Origin of the sequence: Streptomyces sp. NPDC092370 (assembly GCF_044755265.1) — a bacterium.
In the GTDB taxonomy this organism is placed as follows: Bacteria; Actinomycetota; Actinomycetes; order Streptomycetales; family Streptomycetaceae; genus Streptomyces.
The window spans coordinates 25,351-44,428 of sequence record NZ_JBIVQO010000021.1 but is presented as its reverse complement, the minus strand read 5'-3'; the positions used below and the strand labels follow the sequence as shown (position 1 = coordinate 44,428).

The following is a 19,078-nucleotide window of genomic DNA, read 5'->3' as shown; positions in this document are numbered from 1 at the left end:
CGTTCGTGGCACCGACACTCAGCCAAGCACGGTGTCTCAGCCGAGCACGGTGTCAATCTCCCGGCCGCGGTCGGCGCGCAACGCCTGCGCGGTCTGGCGCAGCAGCAGGGAGTCGCAGATCTCGCCGGATCGAATCGCGAGCGTGGAGAGCAGCGAGGACGTGAGGCCGTGGGTGTGCTCGGTGCCGCCTTGGAGGTAGACACCGACGTCGACGTGATCGGCCATCAGCACGCGGTAGCCGCGGTCCACCCGCACCCGACCCTGCTCGTCGGTGAGGCAGTCATCGGCGAGTTCGCCCAGGAGGTCGCGGGGGTCGACGGGGCGGTAACCGGTGGCCATGACCACGGCATCGCAGTCCAGGGCCTCTTCCTGGCCCGTGGTCAGAGAACTTACGACGACGCGCGCGCCGTCCGCCAGGTGCTCGACGCCGCACAGTTCGGTCGTGTTGAGGAAGCGGAGCCGTTCCCGTCCGCTGACCTTCTCCTGATAGTGCGTCCGGTACAGCTGCTCGATCAGGTCGCCGTCCACCACGGAGTAGTTGGTGTTGCGGTGGTAGCCGTAGAGGTCTTGCTTGACCCGCTCCGGCGCGGTGAAGAAGTCGTCGACCGCGGAAGGGTCGAAGATCCGGTTGGCGAACGGGCTGTCGTCGGCCGGGCTGTAGCCGTAGCGGGTGAAGACCGCGTTGACTTCCGCATCGGGGAACGTACGGTGCAGATAGTCGACCGCCTCGGCGGCGGACTGGCCGGCGCCCACGACGACGAAGCGGCGGTGCCGGAGGTTCTTCAGTCCCGGCGCACGGAAGAGCAGGTCGCGGGTGTGCCAGACGTGCTCGCCCTGGGTCACGCCCTCGGGAAGGCGGGGCTTGAGGCCGGTGCCGACAGCGACATTGACGGTCCTGAGCACCTGCCGGTCGGCGGGGTCGGACACGCTCTTGGAGACGACATCGACCGCCCCAACCCGGCCTCCGGTGCGCACGGGGCGGATCTCGGTGACCCGGCGTCCGTAGTCGACGCTCCCGGCGAACTGGGTGGCACACCACTCGAAGTAGTCGTGGAACTCGATCCGGGTCGGGAAGAACGTCTTCTGGTTGATGAAGTCGGCGAGTCGTCCCCGGTGCTGCAGGTACATCAGGAAGGAGAAGCGGCTGCTGGGGTCGCGCATGGTGACGAGGTCCTTGAGGAAGGAGACCTGCATGGTCGCCCCCTCCAGGAGCATGCCGCGGTGCCAGCCGAAACGCTCCTGCTGTTCCACGAAGCGCGCCCGCAGAGCGCGGTTGGTGTCGCGACGGTTGTGGTCGGCGACCGCGATGGCCAGAGCGAGATTGGACGGGCCGAAGCCTATGCCGACCAGGTCGTGGGCTCTGTCGCCCACAGCCTGACCGCTGTCCTCGCGGTGTACCGACATGCTGGTCCTTCCGTTGGATCTACGAGTGGCCGGGCCGCGCATACGACCCCAATCCCGACACTAAGGTAAGGCAGGCCTAACTTCCCCCACTCCATACGGAGTGTCAAGTCCGAGAGCAGGGAAGACCGTCGTCGCCACTGCCCTGCCGGCAGGGAGCAAGCACCCCGGCTGGCGGCGCCAGGGGACGTCGTGGTGCGAGATTGCACTGCACGGGACGGCCATGTGCACGGCGTCATCAACTGGCTCTTGGCCCGACCCGTCACCGCCGCGCCCAGCGGAAGGCCGCCATGCCGAAGCTGCGTGCCGGTCACGGTCGATGTCGTGCGGCACCTCATAGCGCAGCATGTGGTCCATGCCTACGAGCGCGGGCTGCTGCGCCGCGAGGCTGAGGGGGGGCGGGGACGGCGCACGACCGGCTGACGGCCCCCTACCGGGCGTCGCCTGTTTCTGCCGCCGGCCTGACCCGTCAGGCTGAACATGCCCGCCCCTTTCAGCCCGCCGGGAGACCGCGCTGTTCCATAACGGCAGGACATTGTCCTTGACAGCAGGAGCCAGCTCGACGTCGCCTTCGGCCCCGGAAATCCACCTCAGATCCGCCAGTTCGGCAGCTGGTCTGGGCACCTGGGCAACGCGCGCCTGATACACCGCCACCTTCATCGGCACGCACTCAAGCGCTGCCATGGCCTCGACATCGCCCAGGACACGGGCTCCCAGGAGCCGGACACCGAGGTTCCTCACCCAGTTCCCGGACGAGGGCACCTGAGGGCTCCCTACTCCCATCGGGCCTGCCTCCTAGGAGGTAGAAGACCGCCGGAGCGGCCTGCTCGTGCAGATCGGCTCGACCCCGAACACCTGCCGGTGGGCGTCGATGAACGCTACGTCCAGCGATCCCGGGATCTGCAGGCCGCTGTGGTGACACTCCTTTCCGAGATGACACGCTGGTACGACAGCTATCCCGCGCCGGCCAGCAGCCCCGACCATCAGGCGCTGTCGCGGTGGGTGCACGCGTGGACGCCCGCGTTGCGGGAAGGCGCCCACACCTTGGTCCACGACCTGTCCGCTGCATCCGCAACGTCCGGTTTCCCCGCCGAGCAGAGTTCTGCTGTGGTGGAGGACATGCTGGAGCGGCTGGGTGAGTTCAAGGACCTGGCTGACCGGTTCACCGAGGAAGAGTGTGAAAGCGACGCCACACCTGCGGCCGGACGGGGCGTAAACGCTCCGGTGACCGCGGTGCAGAGCGTGCAATGGTTGTGCGAGCGCGCTCTGGCTCGTGCCTTCGACGCCTGCGCACGCCTGGACGGCTTGTTGCGGAGTTCCGCTGCCCAGGCAGCGGAGAAGAAGACCTGGTTGCTCCTGGGGGAGGCAGGACAGGGCAAGACGCATTTGCTGGTCGACGCCGCGCGGCGGGCCGTAGACGAGGGCCGGCCGGCGTTGGTGGTGTTCGGGCAGGAGCTCACCGGGCACAACACGCTGAGTGAGATCGCGCAGAAGCGTGGCCTGGGGCCGCTTGCCAAGCGGGACTTCCTCCAGGCGATGGACGCCGCTGGCGCGGCCAGCGCTTGCCGCTTCCTGTTGATCATTGATGCGCTCAATGACTCCGACGACGCCGGGAACTGGAAGAGCGAACTGCTCGCGCTGCAGGTGCGTCTGGCCGGGTACCAGCACATCGCTTTGTTGGTGTCCTGCCGCTCGACCTTCAAGTCGATCGTCGTGCCTGATCGTTTCGATGTGCCGGCATCCGTGCACTCCGGCTTTGCCTGACGGGAGATGGAGGGGCTGGAGAGCTATCTGCAGGGTGCGGCGGCAGTTCTTCCCAACACTCCCCTGCTGGCCTCGGTCTTCATCAACCCTTTGCTCGTGAAGCTGTATGCGGACAGTCTGAGCAAGAGCCTGGAGCGTGGCGGCTCGGGCGTCCATCCGCGTGACCGGAGCGCGGTGTTCGATGCCTTTATCGACCACCGTGCAGAGACCATCTGCTCCCGGCTCGGGCTCGATCCTCTGGAGCGGCCCGTGCACCGTGCGGTGGACGCCCTGGCCTCGCTCATGGCCGACGCACGGCGTTCTGTGCTGCCGCGGGATGAAGCCCGCGCTCTTGCCGACGCGTACGCTCCTGCAGCCACGGTGTGGCCGAACACGATGCTCGGGCAGCTCCTCGCCCAGGGCCTGGTGTCCAACGAGCGGACCTACAAGTCCAACCAGGCAACCGGTATCGGTTTCCCCTACCAGGCGTTCGGCGACGACCGCGTTGTGCGGTCGGTCTTCGCTGCCCACCAGGACGAGATCGACGTGCTGCGCGAGGGACGCCCACTGGCCGCCGATTCCGCGCTGCAGGGCTGGCTGAGGCAGGCTGCCCCGAACTACCAGGAAGCAGCGACGATTCTCCTGCCCGAGCGAACAGGGACGGAGCTCATCGACCTGCTGACCGCCTCTCCCCCATCTGCGACGTAGGTGCCGGAGTCGTCGGCCTCGACCAGGCCCGGCAGCGAACCGCCCTCGCGCAGGGGCGCGATGAAACGGGTCGCGATCACTTCCTTGAGCATCGCCCCAGGTTACTGACGCCGGCGGCGGTCTCGGCGACGGCCTCGCGGCGGCGGGCCGGAACCCGACAGCGAACCGACAGCTCCGCTTTACCCGTGTCCTTCCGCGAACGGGTCAGGATTTCGACAAGGTCTGAACAGCCGGTCCTCAGGGGCCGTACCTCTCGGCAGATCACGAACTTCCCCGGAAGGAACGTCAGCATGACCAGCGAATCAGTTCAGCCGATGTCGGGACCGAGCCGCCGCACCGTCGTGGCGGCGGTCGGCGCGGCGGGGCTCACCGTGGCGCTGACGGCGTGCGGGTCGGACGACAAGGCGTCCGACCCGTCCACCGGACAGGGCGCCACGGGTGGCGGCGCGACGAACGAAGGGGGCGGCCCGTCCGACGGAGCGGGGGCCGGTGGTGCGGCGCTCGCGAAGACCGCCGACATCCCGGAGGGCAGCGGCAAGATCTTCAAGGACGAGAAGGTGGTGGTCTCGCAGCCGGCCGCGGGTGACTACAAGGCCTTCTCCACGATCTGCACCCACCAGAAGTGTCCGATGGTCGACCTCAAGGACGACATCATCTCCTGCACCTGCCACGGCAGTCAGTTCTCCGTCCTGGACGGCAGCGTGAAGAAGGGCCCGGCGGTCCAGCCGCTGGAGGCGAAGCAGATCAGCGTGAACGGCGACTCCATCACGCTCGCCTGACCCCACCCGCACGCTTCAGGCACGCCAGCACCTCGTCCGTGGTCGTGACCGTGGCGACCAGCGCGAGGGTGTGGCGGATCATCGCGGGGGTGTAGTCGGCGGGCACTCCCGCGATGGCGTCCGCCGGGACGACGACGCTGTAACCGCGGTTCACGGCGTCGAACACGGCGTTGGGCACGGCCACGTTGGCCGAGACGCCGGTGACGATCAGGGTGCGGCAGCCGAGGTTGCGCAGCAGCGGATCGACGTCGGTGCCGTGCAGGGGTGACAGCCCGTGCAGACGCCGTACGACGAGGTCCTCCTCGGCGACCTCGATCGGGGCGGCCACCCGCACCGCCGCCGTGCCGGTCAGCTGCTGGACGGGCAGGCGTGCCGCGGCGCGGAAGAGGCGGGCGTTGCGGTTGGCGCCACGGCCGTCTGGGCGGCGCTCGGCGACGGCGTGGACGACTTGGACACCGCCGTCGTGGGCGGCCGCCACCAGACGGGCGACGTTGGCGAGGGCGCCACTTGCGCGTGCCTGCGCGGCGAGGTCGGGCAGTGCGCTGTCCGCCCCGACGACGCCCTCCTGGCACTCGACGGTGAGCAGCACGGTGGTGCGCGGTTCGAGGAGTTCGCTGAGCGCTTCGTACGAGGGCACGTCTCCCCCTGTCGCCTGCCGCCGGGCGGGTGAGCGTAGCCACCGTTGCGCGTGAACGGAAGAGCACCCATCCTTTTCTGACGTGATGTCAGAGGATCTCCTCTGGCACGACGTGGGAGAAAGAGGGGGCGCATGACCGTCACTCAGCAGCGCAGGGGCCGGAAGATCATGATGACGCCGGGTGAGCTGGACGATTTCCTGACCACGCAGCGCACCTGCCGGGTGGCCACGGTGTCGGCCGACGGCGCGCCGCACGTCAGTACGTTGTGGTTCGCCTGGGACGGTGCCTCGATGTGGCTGTATTCCGTCGTCCGCAGCAAGCGGTGGACCGACCTGCGGCGCGATCCCCGCGTGGCGATCGTGGTCGACACCGGCGAGGAGTACGACGAGCTGCGCGGCGCCGAGCTGTCCGGCACCGTCGAGTTCGTGGGCGAGATACCCCGCACGGGCGAGCTGCGCGCCGAACTCGACGTGCCGGAGACGCTGTTCGCGCGGAAGAACTTCGGCCTGGAGGAGATGCCGCACGACGGCCGGCATGCGTGGCTGCGTCTGACGCCGCGGAAGATCGTCTCCTGGGACTTCCGCAAGCTGGCCGGGCAGTAGCTCCCCCCGGGAGCGTCAGCCGACGCTCTCCCCCGCCGTCCGCAGGGCCTGCACCGCCGCCCGGATCGAGGGGCGGCGGTCCGCGTCCGCGCGCCAGACGACGTACACGTGCCGGCGGACCCGCTGGGTGACGGGGACGGTCACGACCCCTTCGGGCATCGGGTGGCGGCCGAGCAACGGGGCGATGCACACCCCTAGGCCCGCGGCGACGAGGCCGAGCTGCGTGTGCGTCTCCGCCGCGCGGTGGCCGACGATCGGCTCGATGCCCTTCGAGCGGAGCGTGAACATCAGCCACTCGTGGCAGAACTCGCCGTCGCCCCAGGTGATCCACTCGTCGTCGGCGAACTCGCCGAGGTCCACCTCTTCGCGCCCTGCGAGCCGGTGGTCCGCCGGCAGGGCGACCTCGGCCGGGTCGTCCAGAATCGACGCCTTGACCAGGCCCTCGGGCAGCGCCATGGGCTTGTTGTACCAGTCGAGCACCACGGCGAGGTCGAGGTCGCCGCGCACGACTCCGGCGATGCCCTGCTCCGGTTCGAGTTCGCAGGAACGCAGCCGGAGCGCGGGATGCCGCTCGCGCAGTGCGGCCAGCGCCTGCGGGAACAGGCCCCGTGCGGCCGTCGGGAACGCCGAGAGCCTGAGCTCGCCGACGACCTGCCCGCGCTGTGCCTCCAGGTCCGACTGGGCGAGTTCGACCTGGGACAGGATGCGCGCGGCGTGCTCGGCGAGCAGCCTCCCCGCGTCGGTGAGCCGCACGCCCCGGCCGTTCTTGGCGAGGAGCTGCTGACCGACCTCGCGCTCCAGCTTGGCCAGCTGCTGCGAGACGGCGGAGGTGGTGATGTGCAGCCCCTCGGCCGCTCCGCTCACCGAGCCGTGCCGGGCGAGGGCGTCGAGGGTACGCAGGCGCTCCAGGTTCAACATGTAAGCAATGCTACGCAATACCGGGTGCGAAATCTCGATTGTGCTACGAGGTTCTGGTGCCGCATCGTGGCTGGCATGAGCACCGTCACCACCCCGTCCGGGCGCGTAGCCACGGCCCCGTCCGCACCTGCCCGCCGCCGCCTCGACTGGCGCCTGCGGTTCGCCGCCCTGTCCCTGATCTGGGGCTTCAGCTTCCTCCTCATCAAGGTGGGCACCGAGGGGTACGCGCCGTTCCAGGTGACGCTCGGCAGGCTGGTGTTCGGCACGGTGGTGCTGGCCGCCGCGATGGCCATACGACGTGAGCGGCTGCCGCGCGGGGCACGCGTCTGGAAGCATCTGACGGTCGCCGCGTTCCTGCTGAACGCCCTGCCGTTCTCCCTGTTCGCGTACGCCGAGCTGACCATCCCGTCCACGCTGGCGGGCATCTGCAACGCGACCTCACCGCTGTGGGGCATGGCGCTGTCGCTGGTCGCCCTCTCGGAGGACCGCCCGACCCGGGTGCGGGTGGCGGGGCTCGGGCTGGGCTTCCTCGGGGTGCTCACGGTGCTGGGCGCCTGGCAGGGCTTCCACGGCCTGGACGCCACCGGAACGGCACTGGCCCTGCTGGCCTCCCTCAGCTACCCCATCGGCTGGATCTACGTCCGCCGCACCCTGGCCGGCACCGGCCACTCGCACCTGTCGATGACCGGCGCCCAGCTGCTGCTCGCGACGGTCCAGCTGGCCGTCGTCACCCCGCTGTTCACGACCCTGCCCACCCGCGTGTCCGTCGTGCCGTTGCTGGCGATCGCCGCCCTGGGCGCCCTGGGCACGGGCCTGGCCGTGCTCCTCCAGTACGGCCTGGTCGCCGAGGTCGGCCCTACGACCGCCCAGATGGTCACGTACTTCATCCCGGTCATCGCCACGGCCGCCGGTGTCGCCCTCCTCGGCGAGACGCTCAGCTGGTCGACACCGGTCGGGGCGCTGATCGTCCTGACGGGCGCGGCACTCACTCAGGTGCGGCCGAAGCCCCGGCAGGCGCCGCCTCGGCCGTAACCGCACGGACCCGGAGCGCCGGGGTCGCCGTTCCCCGGACACAGCCCCACGCGCACGGCGGCCCGACGGCCGAAACCGGTGCCTCAACCGCACCTCCCCGAGCCGAGGCGCCGCGACTGTTCCCCAGACACAGCCCCACGCGCACGGCGGCCCGACGGCCGAAACCAGTGCCTCAGCCGCACCTCCCCGAGCCGAGGCGCCGCGACTGTTCCCCGGACACAGCCCCACGCGCACGGCGGCCCGACGGCCGAAACCAGTGCCTCAGCCGCACCTCCCCGAGCCGAGGCGCCGCGACAGTTCCCTGGACACAGCCCCACGCGCACGGCGGCCCGACGGCCGAACCCGGTGCCTCAGCCGTGTCACCGCCGAGCCGAGGCGCCGCGCCTGTTCCCCGGACACAGCCCCACGCGCACGGGGGACCCGAACCGGTGCCCCAGCCGTGCCTCCCCGGGCCGAGGCGCCGCGCCTGTTCCCCGGACACAGCCCCACGCGCACGGGGGACCCGACCGGTGCCTCAGCCGCACATCCCCGGGCCGAGGCGCCGCGACAGTTCCCTGGACACAGCCCCACGCGCACGGCGGCCCGACGGCCGAACCCGGTGCCTCAGCCGTGTCACCGCCGGGGGCACGGGCCGGAGACCAGGCCTCACACGACTTCCTCGCGGCGGCTCCAGGGCCGAAGCCGGTGTCACCGCCGTACCTGCGCCGAGTCCAGGCGCCGCGGCCGGGCCTCAGTGGCTGATGGCCGGTGCCTCGGGGGCACTGTCCAGAACCGGGGCGCCGCGGCCGGTCTCAGTCGTAGCTGCGGGCGGGGGCGGGGCCGACGGCCGAGGCGATCGCGTCGGCCAGGGCCTCGATCTCGGGCCCGGCGAGCGTCGAGACGGTGACCCGGATGCCGGGCGGCGCGCTCAGCCGGAAGAGGGCGCCGGGGGCCACCGCCCAGCCGGCGTGCAACAGCCGGGCGACGGCGCCGGTCTCGTCCGGCACGGGCACCCACACGTTCATGCCGCTGCGCCCGTACGACGCGACACCGCGCCGGTCGAGCGCGCCGATCAGCGCGTCCCTCCGCCGTCCGTACGACGCCGCCACCTCGGCCGTGTCCACCGCGCCGTCGGCCCACAACCGGACAAGGGCCCGCTGCATCAGCCGGCTCACCCAGCCCGGGCCGAGCCGCTGCCTTCCGCGGACCCGGTCGACGGTGACGGCGTCCCCGGTGAGCACGGCGAGCCGCAGATCCGGGCCGTAGGCCTTGGCGGCCGAGCGCACCAACGCCCAGTGCCGGGTGGTGCCGGCCAGAGGGTGCAGGGGCACGTCGACGATGCCGTGACCGTGATCGTCCTCGATCAGCAGGACCTCCGGGAACTCGCGGAGCACGGCACGCAGGGCACGCGCGCGTGGAGCGCTCACCGCGGCGCCGGTCGGGTTCTGCGCCCGGTCCGTGACGATCAGGGCCCGTGCCCCGGCCTCCAGCGCCCGGCGCACGTCCTGTGCGCGCGGCCCTTCGTCGTCGACGCCGACGGGGACGGTCCGCAGCCCGAGGGCGGGCACGAGATCGAGGGTGCGGCCCCAGCCGGGATCCTCGACGGCGACGGTGTCACCGGGCTTGAGGTGAGCCGCCAGCACCCGTTCGACGCCGTCGAGGGCCCCGGAGACCACGGCGAGCGGCCCGTCCGGCACCCCGTCGGCGTCGAGTCCGGCCCGGGCGATCCGGGCCAGCTCCGGCTCCACGGCCATCTCCCCGTAGAGCACGGGCGCCCGGTCGCCTTCGGCGACGGCCGCAGCGAACGCGCCCGCGAGCGGCGGCAGCAGCGCCGGGTCCGGATTGCCCTGCGCGACGTCCCGCACGCCGTCGGGAACGTCCACCCTGATGTGGTCCCGCCCGGTCGTCGCCGGTGCGGGCCGCACCCGGCTGCCGCGCCGGCCCGCGGTCTCGATGACCCCGCGCTCGCGCAGGGTCCGGTACGCGGCCGCGACCGTGTTGGCGTTCACCCCCAGCTGCTCCGCCAACTCCCGCAGGGGAGGCAGCGATTGACCGGGCCGCAGCTCACCGGTCCCCACCGCGCGCTCGATGCTCGCGGAAATGTCCACCGCGCGACGCCCACTGATCCGATACTCTCCTAGCACAAAGCCAATTATGCACTAGTGCAATGGAGAGCGCCATGCAGGGAACCGCGCAGACGCCGTCGCAGCCCGACACCGGCTACACCCCGACCGACCGCACCGTCCCCACCCGCTCCCCGGACCGGGCCTCGTACGACAGGGAACTGGTGCACGCGATACTCGACGAGGCCTACGTCTGCCATCTCGGTTTCGTCCGCGACGGGGCGCCGGTGGTCCTGCCCACGCTGTACGCCCGGGTCGGCGAGCGCCTGTACGTGCACGGCTCGACGGGCTCGCGCCCGCTGCGGGCGGCCGGACAGGCCGACCCGGGCCTCGCGGTCTGCCTGACGGTCACGCACGTCGACGGCTTGGTCCTGGCCCGCTCGGCCTTCCACCACTCGATCAACTACCGCTCCGTGGTGGTGCACGGCGTCGCCCACGACGTGACGGACCCCGAGGAGAAGCGGCAGGCCCTGGACGCGCTGGTCGACCACGTCGTACCCGGCCGCTCCGCCGACTCGCGGCCCGCCAACAAGAAGGAACTGGCTGCCACCGCCGTGATCCGACTTGACCTGGACGAGGTCTCCGCGAAGCTGCGCACCGGCGGCGTGAACGACGAACCGGAGGACCTCGCCCTCCCGCACTGGGCCGGTGTCGTCCCGGTGCGGCGCACCTACGGCACACCGGTTCCCGACCCGGGTCTGGTCCCGGGCACCGAACGGCCCGGCTACCTCGAGGCCCTGTGATGCTGATCCACCCCTGGGACGCGCCCCGCGACGACACCGAATGGCAACGGTGGCTGGCCGACCACGACTTCGGTCAGCTCGCCGTCAACGGCCTGCCGGGCGAGCCGCCCCACGTCCAGCCCCTGCACTTCGCCTACGACCCCGAGCACGCCGTCGTCGTCACCCACCTCGCCCGCCCGAACCCGCTCTGGCCCGCGCTGGAGGCCGACCCGGAGGTGGTGCTGAGCGTGGTCGACGACTACGTGTACGTGCCCGGCCCCTGGCAGGCCGCCCCGGACGTCCCGCCCGAGCACGGCACCCCGACAAGCTTCTACGCGGCCGTCCAGCTCCGCTGCCGCGCCCAAGTCGTGGACGACCCGGCGGAGAAGGCCGCACTCCTCAACCGCCAGGTCGACCACTTCCAGCCACGGGGCGGTTCCGCACGGGCCGCGGCGGGCGAGGCACCCTACGGCAGGATGCTCGCCGGGATCCGTGGCCTGCGCCTCGAGGTGAGGGACGTGCGGGCGAAGTTCAAGTACGCCGACCACAGGACGGACGAGGTCCGCGAGCGGATCGCCGCGGGCCTCGCGGCCCGCGGCGGTCCGGGCGACGCGAAGGCCCGCGACCACCTCCTGCGCAGACAGCGGGCGTAGGCCGCGGGGGGCTCGCCCTACACGGCCATCACCGGCTCCTCGTCCGTCCGCGCACCCCGCGCCTCCCCGACCGCGAGGCCCGCCACCGAGCCGAGCATCAGCAGGGTCCCGGCCAGCGTCGCCGCCGTGAGGTGCTCGCCGAGCAGGACGACGGCGAGCACCGCCGCGCTCACCGGTTCCAGCAGCATGACCACCGAGACGGTGGCGGACCGTACGACGGCCGCGCCCGCGAAGTAGAGGCCGTACGCGAGTGCCGTGGGGACGGCGGCGACGTAGGCCAGCAGGAGCAGGAGCCGGCCGGGCTCCTCGGTGTGCGGCAGCAGTCCCTCCGTCAGGGCGAGGGGCAGCAGGCACAGGCTCGTGACGGCGAAGGCCCCTGTGGTCGTCCGGGAGGCGTCGGCCTCGCCGTCGCGGCCCCACCGGCGGGTGAGCAGCGTCGTCACGCAGTACCCGGCCGCGGACAGCAGCGCGAGCAGCACGCCGACCGGGCGTACGGTCGCGCCGCCGCCCCCGAGGACGAGAACCGCGAGCCCGGCGAGGGCACCCCCGACGGCGAGGGCGCCACCCCGGCCCAGGCGCTCGGCCAGGGTCAGCCGGGCCCCGAGCGCGATGAGAACGGGACCCGCGCCCAGGGTGACGACGGTGGCCACGGCCAGGCCGGTGGCGGAGACCGCCGCGAAGTACGCGGTCTGGAAGACGGCGAGCCCGAGCCCCATGACCCCGGACCGCAACGCCCGGCGGCCGAACGGCTCCCGCGCAGGCGTCGAGGCCCGCCGCCGCAGCAGGCGGACGGCGAGCAGCAGGACGAGACCGGCGGCGCAGCGCCAGAAGGAGAGGGCGACGGGCCCCATGTCACTGGCCCGGTAGACCAGGGAGGCGGCAGCGCCCGCGGTGCCCCAGGCGGCACCGGCGACGATCAGATAGAGGAGGCCTCGCCCGATGGGCAGGCCGGATGCGATGTTCGACACGTGTTCTCTCCGCAGACGCGCACGCGTGCCGCACCCGCGTCGGGTGGCGGCCGGATGCGCGGAAGTTCGGGAAGGGCCCCGGATCGGTTGGGATCAGCGGGGTCCGCGGACTTCGTCTGCGGGCAGCACCGTTCGGCCCGGCTGCTCATTGCCGGGCGCGGTTTCCGGAGGGCCCGCCTCAGGCGGCCGGAGGCGGAAGAACGAGTGCGTTCGAAGGCATGATCGGCACCTTAGGCGCTGGTCCCGGGCCGGGACAATTCCCTTTTCGGGCCGCCGCTCGCCACCGGCTGCCCGGACCCCTTGGCAGGCGTCGAGGACTGCGCGATGAACGCGCCCACCAGCACGATCACCCCACCGGCGATCTGCGGCGCCGAGAGGTGCTCGCCGAGCAGGATCCAGGCCAGGACGGTGGCGATGACCGCCTCGAGACAGGCCACGACTCCCGCGACCTGCGGGGAGAGCCGGCGCACGGAGAGCACACCGGTGATGTACGCGACGACGGTGGCGACGAGGACGATCCACGCCAGCAGGACGACGGCGGCGACGGGCCTGCCGTCCATGCTCGCGGTGCCCCCGAGCACCGACCAGTCCATGCTCCAGGGCCGTGCGACCACGGTCAGCACGGCCGCGCCGACGAGCAGCCCGTAGGCGATGACGCCGAGCGGGTCGGGGGCCTCGTCCCCGGCGTCACTGCCCTGGTCGGACAGCACGAAGTAGCCGACCTGGCAGCAGGCCGCACCGAGCGCGAGCAGCAGTCCGAGGGCGTCGAAGCCGAGGCCGGACCACACCTCGACGACACAGGCGAGTCCGCCGACCGCGAGGACGACACCGACGGCCGCGGCACGCGTCACGGGCCGCTTCTGTACGAACCGCACCCAGCCCAGCACGAACGCGGGCGCCAGGTACTCGATGAGCAGCGCGACCCCGACGGGGATCCGGGAGAGCGCGGCGAAGTAGCAGGCCTGGACACCGGCGACGGCGAGCAGGCCGAACCCGGCGAGCAGCCCGGGGCGCCTGCGCAGCAGCACCCGGTGCCGCACCGCGAGCGGCAGCATGACCAGGGCCGCCCCGGTCACGCGCAGCCACACCACGTGCAGCGGGTCCAGGCCCGCCTCGATCAGCGGCTTGGCCGCGACACCGGATCCGCCGAAGGCCACCGCGGACAGGAGCGCGAGGCCGAGCCCCACGCCCCTGCCGCGCCCGCTCGCGCTGCTGTCAGTGGTACGCACCGGCACATGATGGCAGGACTTGACAGGAGCGTCATCCCCTATGACACCTGTCTCACAGCCTGGACGGGACGAACGGCCCCGGGCCACGCGGCGGCTCAGTGCGTGGCTTCGCCGCACTCCTCGGTGATGCCGGGCCGGCCGTCGAGCCGGGCGTACACCTCGCGCGGGTCGATGCCGGCCCGTTCGAGCACTTCTACGGCGCGGGCCTGCGGGTCGACGACGATCGCCGCGAGCAGGTCGGTGCCACGGGCCGGCCCGCCGCGCTCGGCCGCCCGTTCGCAGGCGTACTCCATGGACGTGGCGGCGAGCGGGGAGAAGCCCGCCGTTCCCGTCGCCAGGGGGACGGCGCCGGAGTCCTCCACACCGCTCTGCCAGCGCAGGCCGTAGCCGATGCTGCGCTGGACGAGATAACCGAGCAGCCGTGCGATCTGCGGTCCCTCACCGATGACGGCACGCGCCTGCGGGTCGGACTCCAGCAGCGAGTGGAGCAGATGGGCGGTGTCGATCTGCCGGTCCCCGTCCCGGACCGCCCGCCGCCGGGCGCCGCCGACCACCGATGCCAGCTCGTCACTGAGCCTGGCATCGTTGTCCACGCGCTGAATGCCGTGCTCATGGGCCGACTGCCGGGGGATACGGGGTTGCACATCCCCTACCCCATCAGTGCCGCGGGCCCGGGTCATCCCCGGAGGGAAGCATCTTCGCGTCCCACGGGAAGTGGACCCCGGAGGCCGGAATCTCCTCCTTGCGGAGGAGATCAGGCGGATCCGGGGTGCGCCCCAACCTCGCTGACGGTTCGTCAGTATTGAACATCGCGGCCGCCACGGCTACGTTCCGCGACACCCAGCCCGATACGAAGAGGTGGTCGCATGGCCGAAGTCAGCGCGCAGGCACGCATCGGGGCCCCGGCCGAGAAGGTGTGGGCGAGACTCACGGACTGGTCCGCGTACGGCGAGTGGAACGCGACCCACACGAGTTTCCCGGCGGGCGGCCCGGAGCCTCTCGAAGTGGGTGCGACCTTCCAGGAGAACATGCGGCTGATGAACTTCCCGGCCGAGGTGGCCTGGACCGTGGAGGAGCTGGAACCGGCCCGAGTGCTCGCCATCCGCGGCAAGGGACCGATGGCGGTGACGGTCGCGACGCGCTATACCCTCACGCCCGACGGCGACGCCACGACGGTCCGCATCGACGGTGAGTTCACGGGCGCGACGGTGTCCCTGATGGCGGGCAAGCTCAAGGACTCGGCCACGGCGGCCCTGCACGAGTCGCTGCGCAGGCTGGACGGCCTGGCGACCTGACACCCCGGCACGCCGAGGCACCCCCGGAGGGATCCGGGGGTGCCTCGTGTCCCGCGCGGTTCAGTCCTCGTCGGCGAGGATGAGGTACAGCTTCTTGCGGGCCTCGTTGATGACGCCGAGCGCCTTCTCGCGCTGCTCCTTGCTGCCGGTCTTCCAGACCTGGCCGAAGGCCTCCATCAGACCGAAGCCGGCCTGGCGGATCTCACCGAGGGCCTCCCAGTCGACCCCGCGGGAAGCCTCTTCCCAGGGGGCCTCGGGCCCCTCCCCGGCCGCCTCGCGACCCGCCTCGGTGAGCGAGAACAGCTTCTTGCCGCCTTCGGAGGCGCTGACGATCAGCCCTTCGTCCTCCAGCAACTGGAGGGTGGGATACACCGAGCCGGGGCTGGGCTTCCACGCTCCGCCGCTGCGCTCGGCGATCTCCTGGATCATCTCGTAGCCGTGCATCGGCCGGTCCTTCAGCAGGGTCAGGATCGAGGCGCGTACGTCACCGCGCCGCGCCCTTCCTCTCGGTCCCCCGCGCCCCCGTCCGCCCCAGGGGCCCGGGCCGAAGCCCGGCCCACCGGGTCCGCCCCAGCCGGGTCCACCCGGGCCGCCGGGCCCGAAGGGACCGAAGGCCGCACGCATCCCCGCGAAGCCGCCCCGGCCGTGGTGGGGGCCGCCGTTTCCATGTCCACGCTCGAATCCGTGGGTACGCATCGCAACCACTCTCCATTCCATCGTTGATCTGTCGCGATGCTTCAACGATATATCGGTAGTGCTGGGCTGGCAAGGATCTGCTCGCGGAACCCGGCCGACGGAACCAGGCCGCCACTCGCGAATTGGCCTTGGCCTGCGGCTTCGGCGGAGCCCTAACGTCGGCGCCATGCGGATCCGAATCGTCGACGCCTTCACCGATCGCCCCTTCGCCGGCAACCCGGCCGGGGTCCTGCTCCTGACCGACGCGGATGCCTTCCCGGACGACACCTGGCTGCAGAACGTCGCCCTGGAGGTCAACCACGCCGAGACCGCCTTCGCCCACCCGCTGCCCGAGAGCGCCGGGGCCGACTGGGCGCTGCGCTGGTTCACGCCGGCCACCGAAGTCGCGATGTGCGGCCACGCGACCCTCGCCACCGCCCACGTCCTGCACACGACCGGCGCCCACGAGGGCCCGGTGCGGTTCGCCACCCGCAGCGGCGTCCTGGTCGCCACCCCCGCCGCGGACGGCTCCGTCACCATGGACTTCCCGACAGCCCCGCTCACCCGCCTCGACCCGCCCCGCGGCATCGCCGAGGCCCTCGGCACCGAGCCGCTCACCGTCTACGACACCGGCCCGAACGTCGGCGACCTGCTCGTCGAGATCGCCGACGAGAAGGCGGTGCATGCCCTCCGCCCCGACCTGAAGGCCCTCGCCGCCCACTGCGAGCGCGGCGTCATCGCCACCGCCGAGGCCGAGGACCCGGCCCGGGGCTACGACTTCGTCTCGCGCTGCTTCTTCCCGAACGTCGGCATCGACGAGGACCCAGTGACCGGCAGCGCCCACACCGCACTCGCCCCGTTCTGGTCCGAGCGCCTGGGCCGTCCCGGCCTCACCGGACTCCAGGCCTCACCCCGCTCCGGCCGCGTCCGCACGGAACTGCGGGGCGAGCGCACCCTGCTGACGGGCAGGGCGGTCACCGTCATCGAGGGCGACCTGATGGCTTGAGACGAGTAAGGGGGCGTACGACACCGTCGTACGCCCCCTCCCGCACCGCCTCAGGCCGTCGGCAGCCAGCCCACCTTGCCCGCCAGCAGCCCGTATCCGACGAACGCCCCGATGTCGAGCAGCGAGTGGGCCACCACGAGCGGGCCGACGCGCCCCCAGCGGCGGTAGAGGTGGACGAAGACGACGCCCATGACCATGTTCCCGATGAAGCCGCCGATGCCCTGATAGAGGTGGTACGAGCCGCGCAGCACGGCACTGCCGGCCAGCGCCGCCGTCGGAGTCCAGCCCAGCTGACCCATGCGGCGCAGCAGATAGCCGACGACGATCACTTCCTCCAGCACGGCGTTCTGGATCGCGGAGAGGATCAGCACCGGGTACTTCCACCACACCTCGGGCAGCGCCTCGGGCACCACGGTGAGGTTGAAGCCGAGACCGCGGGCGGCGAGGTAGAAGGCGATGCCGGTGCTGCCGATGACGGCCGCGATCGCCGCTCCGCGTCCGAGGTCGGGCCAGGGGCGTGTGCGGTCGAAGCCGATGGTGCGCAGGCTCGCGCCCTCGCGCAGCAGGAAGTGCGCGACGAGCGCGACGGGCACGAGGGCCGTGGTGATGCCGAAGAGCTGCCAGGCGAGGTCGAGCCAGGGCCGGCCGGGCGCGGCCGAGGCGTTCATCGTGGCCGCCTGGTCCCTCAGCCCGCCCGGCTTGGTGACCGACCCGACGAAGCTGATCAGAGCGGACACTCCGCTCGCGCCCAGCGAGAGCGCGAGGACGAGCAGTGTCTCGTGGCGGAGCATCCGCCGTGAGAGCCCCTGCTGGGGAATGGAATCGCCCACCGGGCTCGCCTCCGCCTGCACACCCGCCTCCACTTCACCGACCTGTCGGATCAGTATGGCGGCAGCGGAATGTCACCCCGGCGGCGGCGTCATCCCAGCGACACCGGCTCCGGCAGCCCCACCGGCCAGGTGTGCACCGGCTCTCCCTTGTGCATCAGCTCGCGGTAGCGCCGGGTCGTGGCGGCCAGGGCGTCCTCCCGGGACAGGCCGGCGTCCAGTGCCTTGTGGAAGGTGGCCGCCTGCCAGCTCGCCCCGTTCACCCGGCGGCGGCACCGTTCCTCGATCACGCCCAGGTACAGATCGCGGTCGGCCGGCTCGACACCCCAGGCGTCCAGCCCGGCCTCGGCGAGCGGCAGCAGCTCGTCACGGATCAGGCTCACGGCGTCGACCTCGGCGGTGCCGCTGTAGCGGCCGCGCCGGGGCCAGGTGAAGCGGGCGTCGATGCCGTCCTTGCAGGCGGCGTCGAAGTTGGCGGCGGCCGCCTCGAAGGGCAGCCGGGACCACACCGGCCGGGACTCCTCCGCGAGCGCGCGCACGACACCGTAGAAGAAGGCCGCGTTGGCGATGACGTCGACGACGGTGGGACCGGCCGGCAGGACGCGGTTTTCCACGCGCAGGTGCGGGACGCCGTCGGCGATGTCGTAGACGGGGCGGTTCCAGCGGTAGATCGTGCCGTTGTGCAGGACGAGTTCGCTGAGCGAGGGTGTGCCGCCCTGGTCGAGGACCTTCAGCGGATCCTCGTCGTCGCAGATCGGCAGGAGGGCCGGGTAGTAGCGCAGGTTCTCCTCGAAGAGGTCGTACGCCGAGGTGACCCAGCGCTCCCCGAACCAGGTGCGCGGCCGCACGCCCTGGGCCTGGAGCTCGGGCGGGCGGGTGTCGGTGGACTGCTGGAACAGCGGAGGCCGCGACTCACGCCACAGCTCGCGGCCGAAGAGGAAGGGCGAGTTGGCGCCGACGGCGATCTGCGCGGCGGCGACCGCCTGGGCCGCGTTCCACACGTCGGCGAAGCGGGCCGGGGTGACCTGGAGGTGCAGCTGCACGGAGGTGCAGGCGGCCTCGGGCGCGATGGACTTCGAGGTGCAGCTCAGGTGCTCCACCCCGTCGATGTCGAGGGTGAACTCCTCGCCGCGGGCGGCCACGATCTGATCGTTGAGGAGGGTGTAGCGGTCGACGTCGGAGAGGTTCGACGACACCAGGTCGTCACGGTCCAGAGTCGGCAGAATACCGATCATCACAATACCGGCGTCGACCTCGCCCGCTTTTCGGTCGGCATATGCCAGCGACGTACGGAGTTCCTCCGCGAGCCGATCGAATACCCGGCCCCCCAGACGGTGTGGGGGGATGTTCACTTCCAGGTTGAACATGGCGAGTTCTGTTTGGAAATCGCGACTCGCGATGCGTTCGAGGACTTGCCCGTTCAACATTTTCGGCATGCCGTCGGCGCCTGCGAGATTCAATTCGATCTCCAGCCCCATGAGGTTCTGGGGGCGATCGAACCGCTTCTCCGCCAGGAGTCGCTCCAAGCCCGTCAGACACTGACGCAGCTTGTCGCGGTAGCGCTGGCGATCGGACAGGTCGAACCGGCCTGCCACGACCTTCTCCCCCATCGAAGCGTCCCTTCTCGGTGGTGCGGGCCGGGATCCGGCTGCCTGGGTCCCGGTCAGGTGGAGGATGCCCAGCAAAAGCGATCGATAACGTCCCGGACGGGTCCGTCGGCCGCTACGCTGGCCATGTGTGACCGGTGGCACATTCACTCGGCATGGCGCACCGGACAGGT

19 protein-coding genes are annotated in these 19,078 nt (G+C 71.5%); 9 read left to right on the top strand and 10 right to left on the bottom strand.

Annotated features, from left to right (window positions below; genetic code table 11):
* Window positions 1-36: 36 nt before the first annotated feature.
* The gene (locus ACIQHQ_RS36815; protein WP_402621015.1) at window positions 37-1,404 is read right to left on the bottom strand and encodes a lysine N(6)-hydroxylase/L-ornithine N(5)-oxygenase family protein; all 1,368 of its coding nucleotides are present in this window, start codon (window positions 1,402-1,404) and stop codon (window positions 37-39) included.
* Window positions 1,405-2,262: 858 nt separating this feature from the next.
* Between ACIQHQ_RS36815 and ACIQHQ_RS36810 the strand changes: the two genes are divergently transcribed.
* The 3 genes from ACIQHQ_RS36810 to ACIQHQ_RS36800 all read left to right on the top strand — a co-directional run bounded on the left by ACIQHQ_RS36810 (window position 2,263) and on the right by ACIQHQ_RS36800 (window position 4,631).
* Window positions 2,263-3,165 (top strand): hypothetical protein, encoded by a 903-nt coding sequence (locus tag ACIQHQ_RS36810; RefSeq protein WP_402621013.1) that lies wholly within the window; start codon window positions 2,263-2,265, stop codon window positions 3,163-3,165.
* 6 nt (window positions 3,166-3,171) lie between these two features.
* Window positions 3,172-3,852 (top strand): hypothetical protein, encoded by a 681-nt coding sequence (locus ACIQHQ_RS36805; RefSeq protein ID WP_402621010.1) that lies wholly within the window; start codon window positions 3,172-3,174, stop codon window positions 3,850-3,852.
* Window positions 3,853-4,142: 290 nt separating this feature from the next.
* Complete coding sequence (locus ACIQHQ_RS36800; protein ID WP_402621007.1) at window positions 4,143-4,631, top strand: Rieske (2Fe-2S) protein; 489 nt, start codon at window positions 4,143-4,145, stop codon at window positions 4,629-4,631.
* Here ACIQHQ_RS36800 and ACIQHQ_RS36795 read toward each other — a convergent pair.
* Window positions 4,618-5,268: a cysteine hydrolase gene (locus tag ACIQHQ_RS36795; RefSeq protein ID WP_402621004.1), complete on the bottom strand. Its 651-nt coding sequence runs from the start codon at window positions 5,266-5,268 to the stop codon at window positions 4,618-4,620. The genes ACIQHQ_RS36800 and ACIQHQ_RS36795 overlap by 14 nt on opposite strands.
* Before the next feature lie 132 nt (window positions 5,269-5,400).
* Here ACIQHQ_RS36795 and ACIQHQ_RS36790 point away from each other — a divergent pair, with 132 nt between their 5' ends.
* Window positions 5,401-5,871 carry a pyridoxamine 5'-phosphate oxidase family protein gene (locus ACIQHQ_RS36790; protein ID WP_402621002.1) on the top strand — a complete coding sequence of 157 codons (471 nt, stop codon included), beginning with the start codon at window positions 5,401-5,403 and terminating at the stop codon, window positions 5,869-5,871.
* A gap of 15 nt (window positions 5,872-5,886) precedes the next feature.
* On the opposite strand, the gene ACIQHQ_RS36785 is transcribed toward ACIQHQ_RS36790, so the two are convergent.
* Window positions 5,887-6,789 carry a LysR family transcriptional regulator gene (locus ACIQHQ_RS36785; RefSeq protein ID WP_402620999.1) on the bottom strand — a complete coding sequence of 301 codons (903 nt, stop codon included), beginning with the start codon at window positions 6,787-6,789 and terminating at the stop codon, window positions 5,887-5,889.
* A gap of 75 nt (window positions 6,790-6,864) precedes the next feature.
* Here ACIQHQ_RS36785 and ACIQHQ_RS36780 point away from each other — a divergent pair, with 75 nt between their 5' ends.
* A complete protein-coding gene (locus ACIQHQ_RS36780; RefSeq protein WP_402620996.1) occupies window positions 6,865-7,821 on the top strand; it encodes a DMT family transporter in 957 nt (318 codons plus the stop codon).
* 791 nt (window positions 7,822-8,612) lie between these two features.
* Here ACIQHQ_RS36780 and ACIQHQ_RS36775 read toward each other — a convergent pair.
* Window positions 8,613-9,944, bottom strand: coding sequence for an aminotransferase class I/II-fold pyridoxal phosphate-dependent enzyme (locus ACIQHQ_RS36775; RefSeq protein WP_402620993.1), 1,332 nt, complete (start codon window positions 9,942-9,944; stop codon window positions 8,613-8,615).
* Window positions 9,945-9,979: 35 nt separating this feature from the next.
* Between ACIQHQ_RS36775 and ACIQHQ_RS36770 the strand changes: the two genes are divergently transcribed.
* Entirely contained in the window at window positions 9,980-10,666 is a 687-nt protein-coding gene (locus ACIQHQ_RS36770) for a pyridoxamine 5'-phosphate oxidase family protein (protein WP_402620990.1), read from the top strand.
* On the top strand, window positions 10,666-11,298 hold the full coding sequence (locus ACIQHQ_RS36765; RefSeq protein ID WP_402620987.1) for an FMN-binding negative transcriptional regulator: 633 nt from the start codon (window positions 10,666-10,668) through the stop codon (window positions 11,296-11,298). Before ACIQHQ_RS36770 ends, ACIQHQ_RS36765 begins: the two co-directional genes overlap by 1 nt.
* Window positions 11,299-11,315: 17 nt before the next feature.
* Here the strand turns inward: ACIQHQ_RS36765 and ACIQHQ_RS36760 are convergent, their stop codons facing one another.
* From ACIQHQ_RS36760 to ACIQHQ_RS36750, 3 genes are all read right to left on the bottom strand, one after another.
* On the bottom strand, window positions 11,316-12,266 hold the full coding sequence (locus ACIQHQ_RS36760) for a DMT family transporter (protein ID WP_402620984.1): 951 nt from the start codon (window positions 12,264-12,266) through the stop codon (window positions 11,316-11,318).
* Between the two features lie 230 nt (window positions 12,267-12,496).
* Window positions 12,497-13,501, bottom strand: coding sequence for an EamA family transporter (locus ACIQHQ_RS36755; RefSeq protein ID WP_402620982.1), 1,005 nt, complete (start codon window positions 13,499-13,501; stop codon window positions 12,497-12,499).
* An 89-nt stretch (window positions 13,502-13,590) separates the two neighbouring features.
* Entirely contained in the window at window positions 13,591-14,139 is a 549-nt protein-coding gene (locus tag ACIQHQ_RS36750; protein WP_402620980.1) for a Clp protease N-terminal domain-containing protein, read from the bottom strand.
* A 222-nt stretch (window positions 14,140-14,361) separates the two neighbouring features.
* Between ACIQHQ_RS36750 and ACIQHQ_RS36745 the strand changes: the two genes are divergently transcribed.
* Window positions 14,362-14,790, top strand: a complete 429-nt coding sequence (locus ACIQHQ_RS36745; RefSeq protein WP_402620977.1) for an SRPBCC family protein — start codon at window positions 14,362-14,364, stop codon at window positions 14,788-14,790.
* Window positions 14,791-14,850: 60 nt separating this feature from the next.
* On the opposite strand, the gene ACIQHQ_RS36740 is transcribed toward ACIQHQ_RS36745, so the two are convergent.
* Window positions 14,851-15,486: a PadR family transcriptional regulator gene (locus ACIQHQ_RS36740; protein ID WP_402620974.1), complete on the bottom strand. Its 636-nt coding sequence runs from the start codon at window positions 15,484-15,486 to the stop codon at window positions 14,851-14,853.
* Window positions 15,487-15,652: 166 nt separating this feature from the next.
* Here ACIQHQ_RS36740 and ACIQHQ_RS36735 point away from each other — a divergent pair, with 166 nt between their 5' ends.
* Window positions 15,653-16,471: a PhzF family phenazine biosynthesis protein gene (locus ACIQHQ_RS36735; protein WP_402620971.1), complete on the top strand. Its 819-nt coding sequence runs from the start codon at window positions 15,653-15,655 to the stop codon at window positions 16,469-16,471.
* 50 nt (window positions 16,472-16,521) lie between these two features.
* Here the strand turns inward: ACIQHQ_RS36735 and ACIQHQ_RS36730 are convergent, their stop codons facing one another.
* Both ACIQHQ_RS36730 and ACIQHQ_RS36725 read right to left on the bottom strand, forming a co-directional pair.
* Window positions 16,522-17,322: a CPBP family intramembrane glutamic endopeptidase gene (locus ACIQHQ_RS36730; RefSeq protein ID WP_402620968.1), complete on the bottom strand. Its 801-nt coding sequence runs from the start codon at window positions 17,320-17,322 to the stop codon at window positions 16,522-16,524.
* A 68-nt stretch (window positions 17,323-17,390) separates the two neighbouring features.
* Complete coding sequence (locus ACIQHQ_RS36725; RefSeq protein WP_402620965.1) at window positions 17,391-18,908, bottom strand: glutamate-cysteine ligase family protein; 1,518 nt, start codon at window positions 18,906-18,908, stop codon at window positions 17,391-17,393.
* Between the last annotated feature and the right edge of the window lie 170 nt (window positions 18,909-19,078).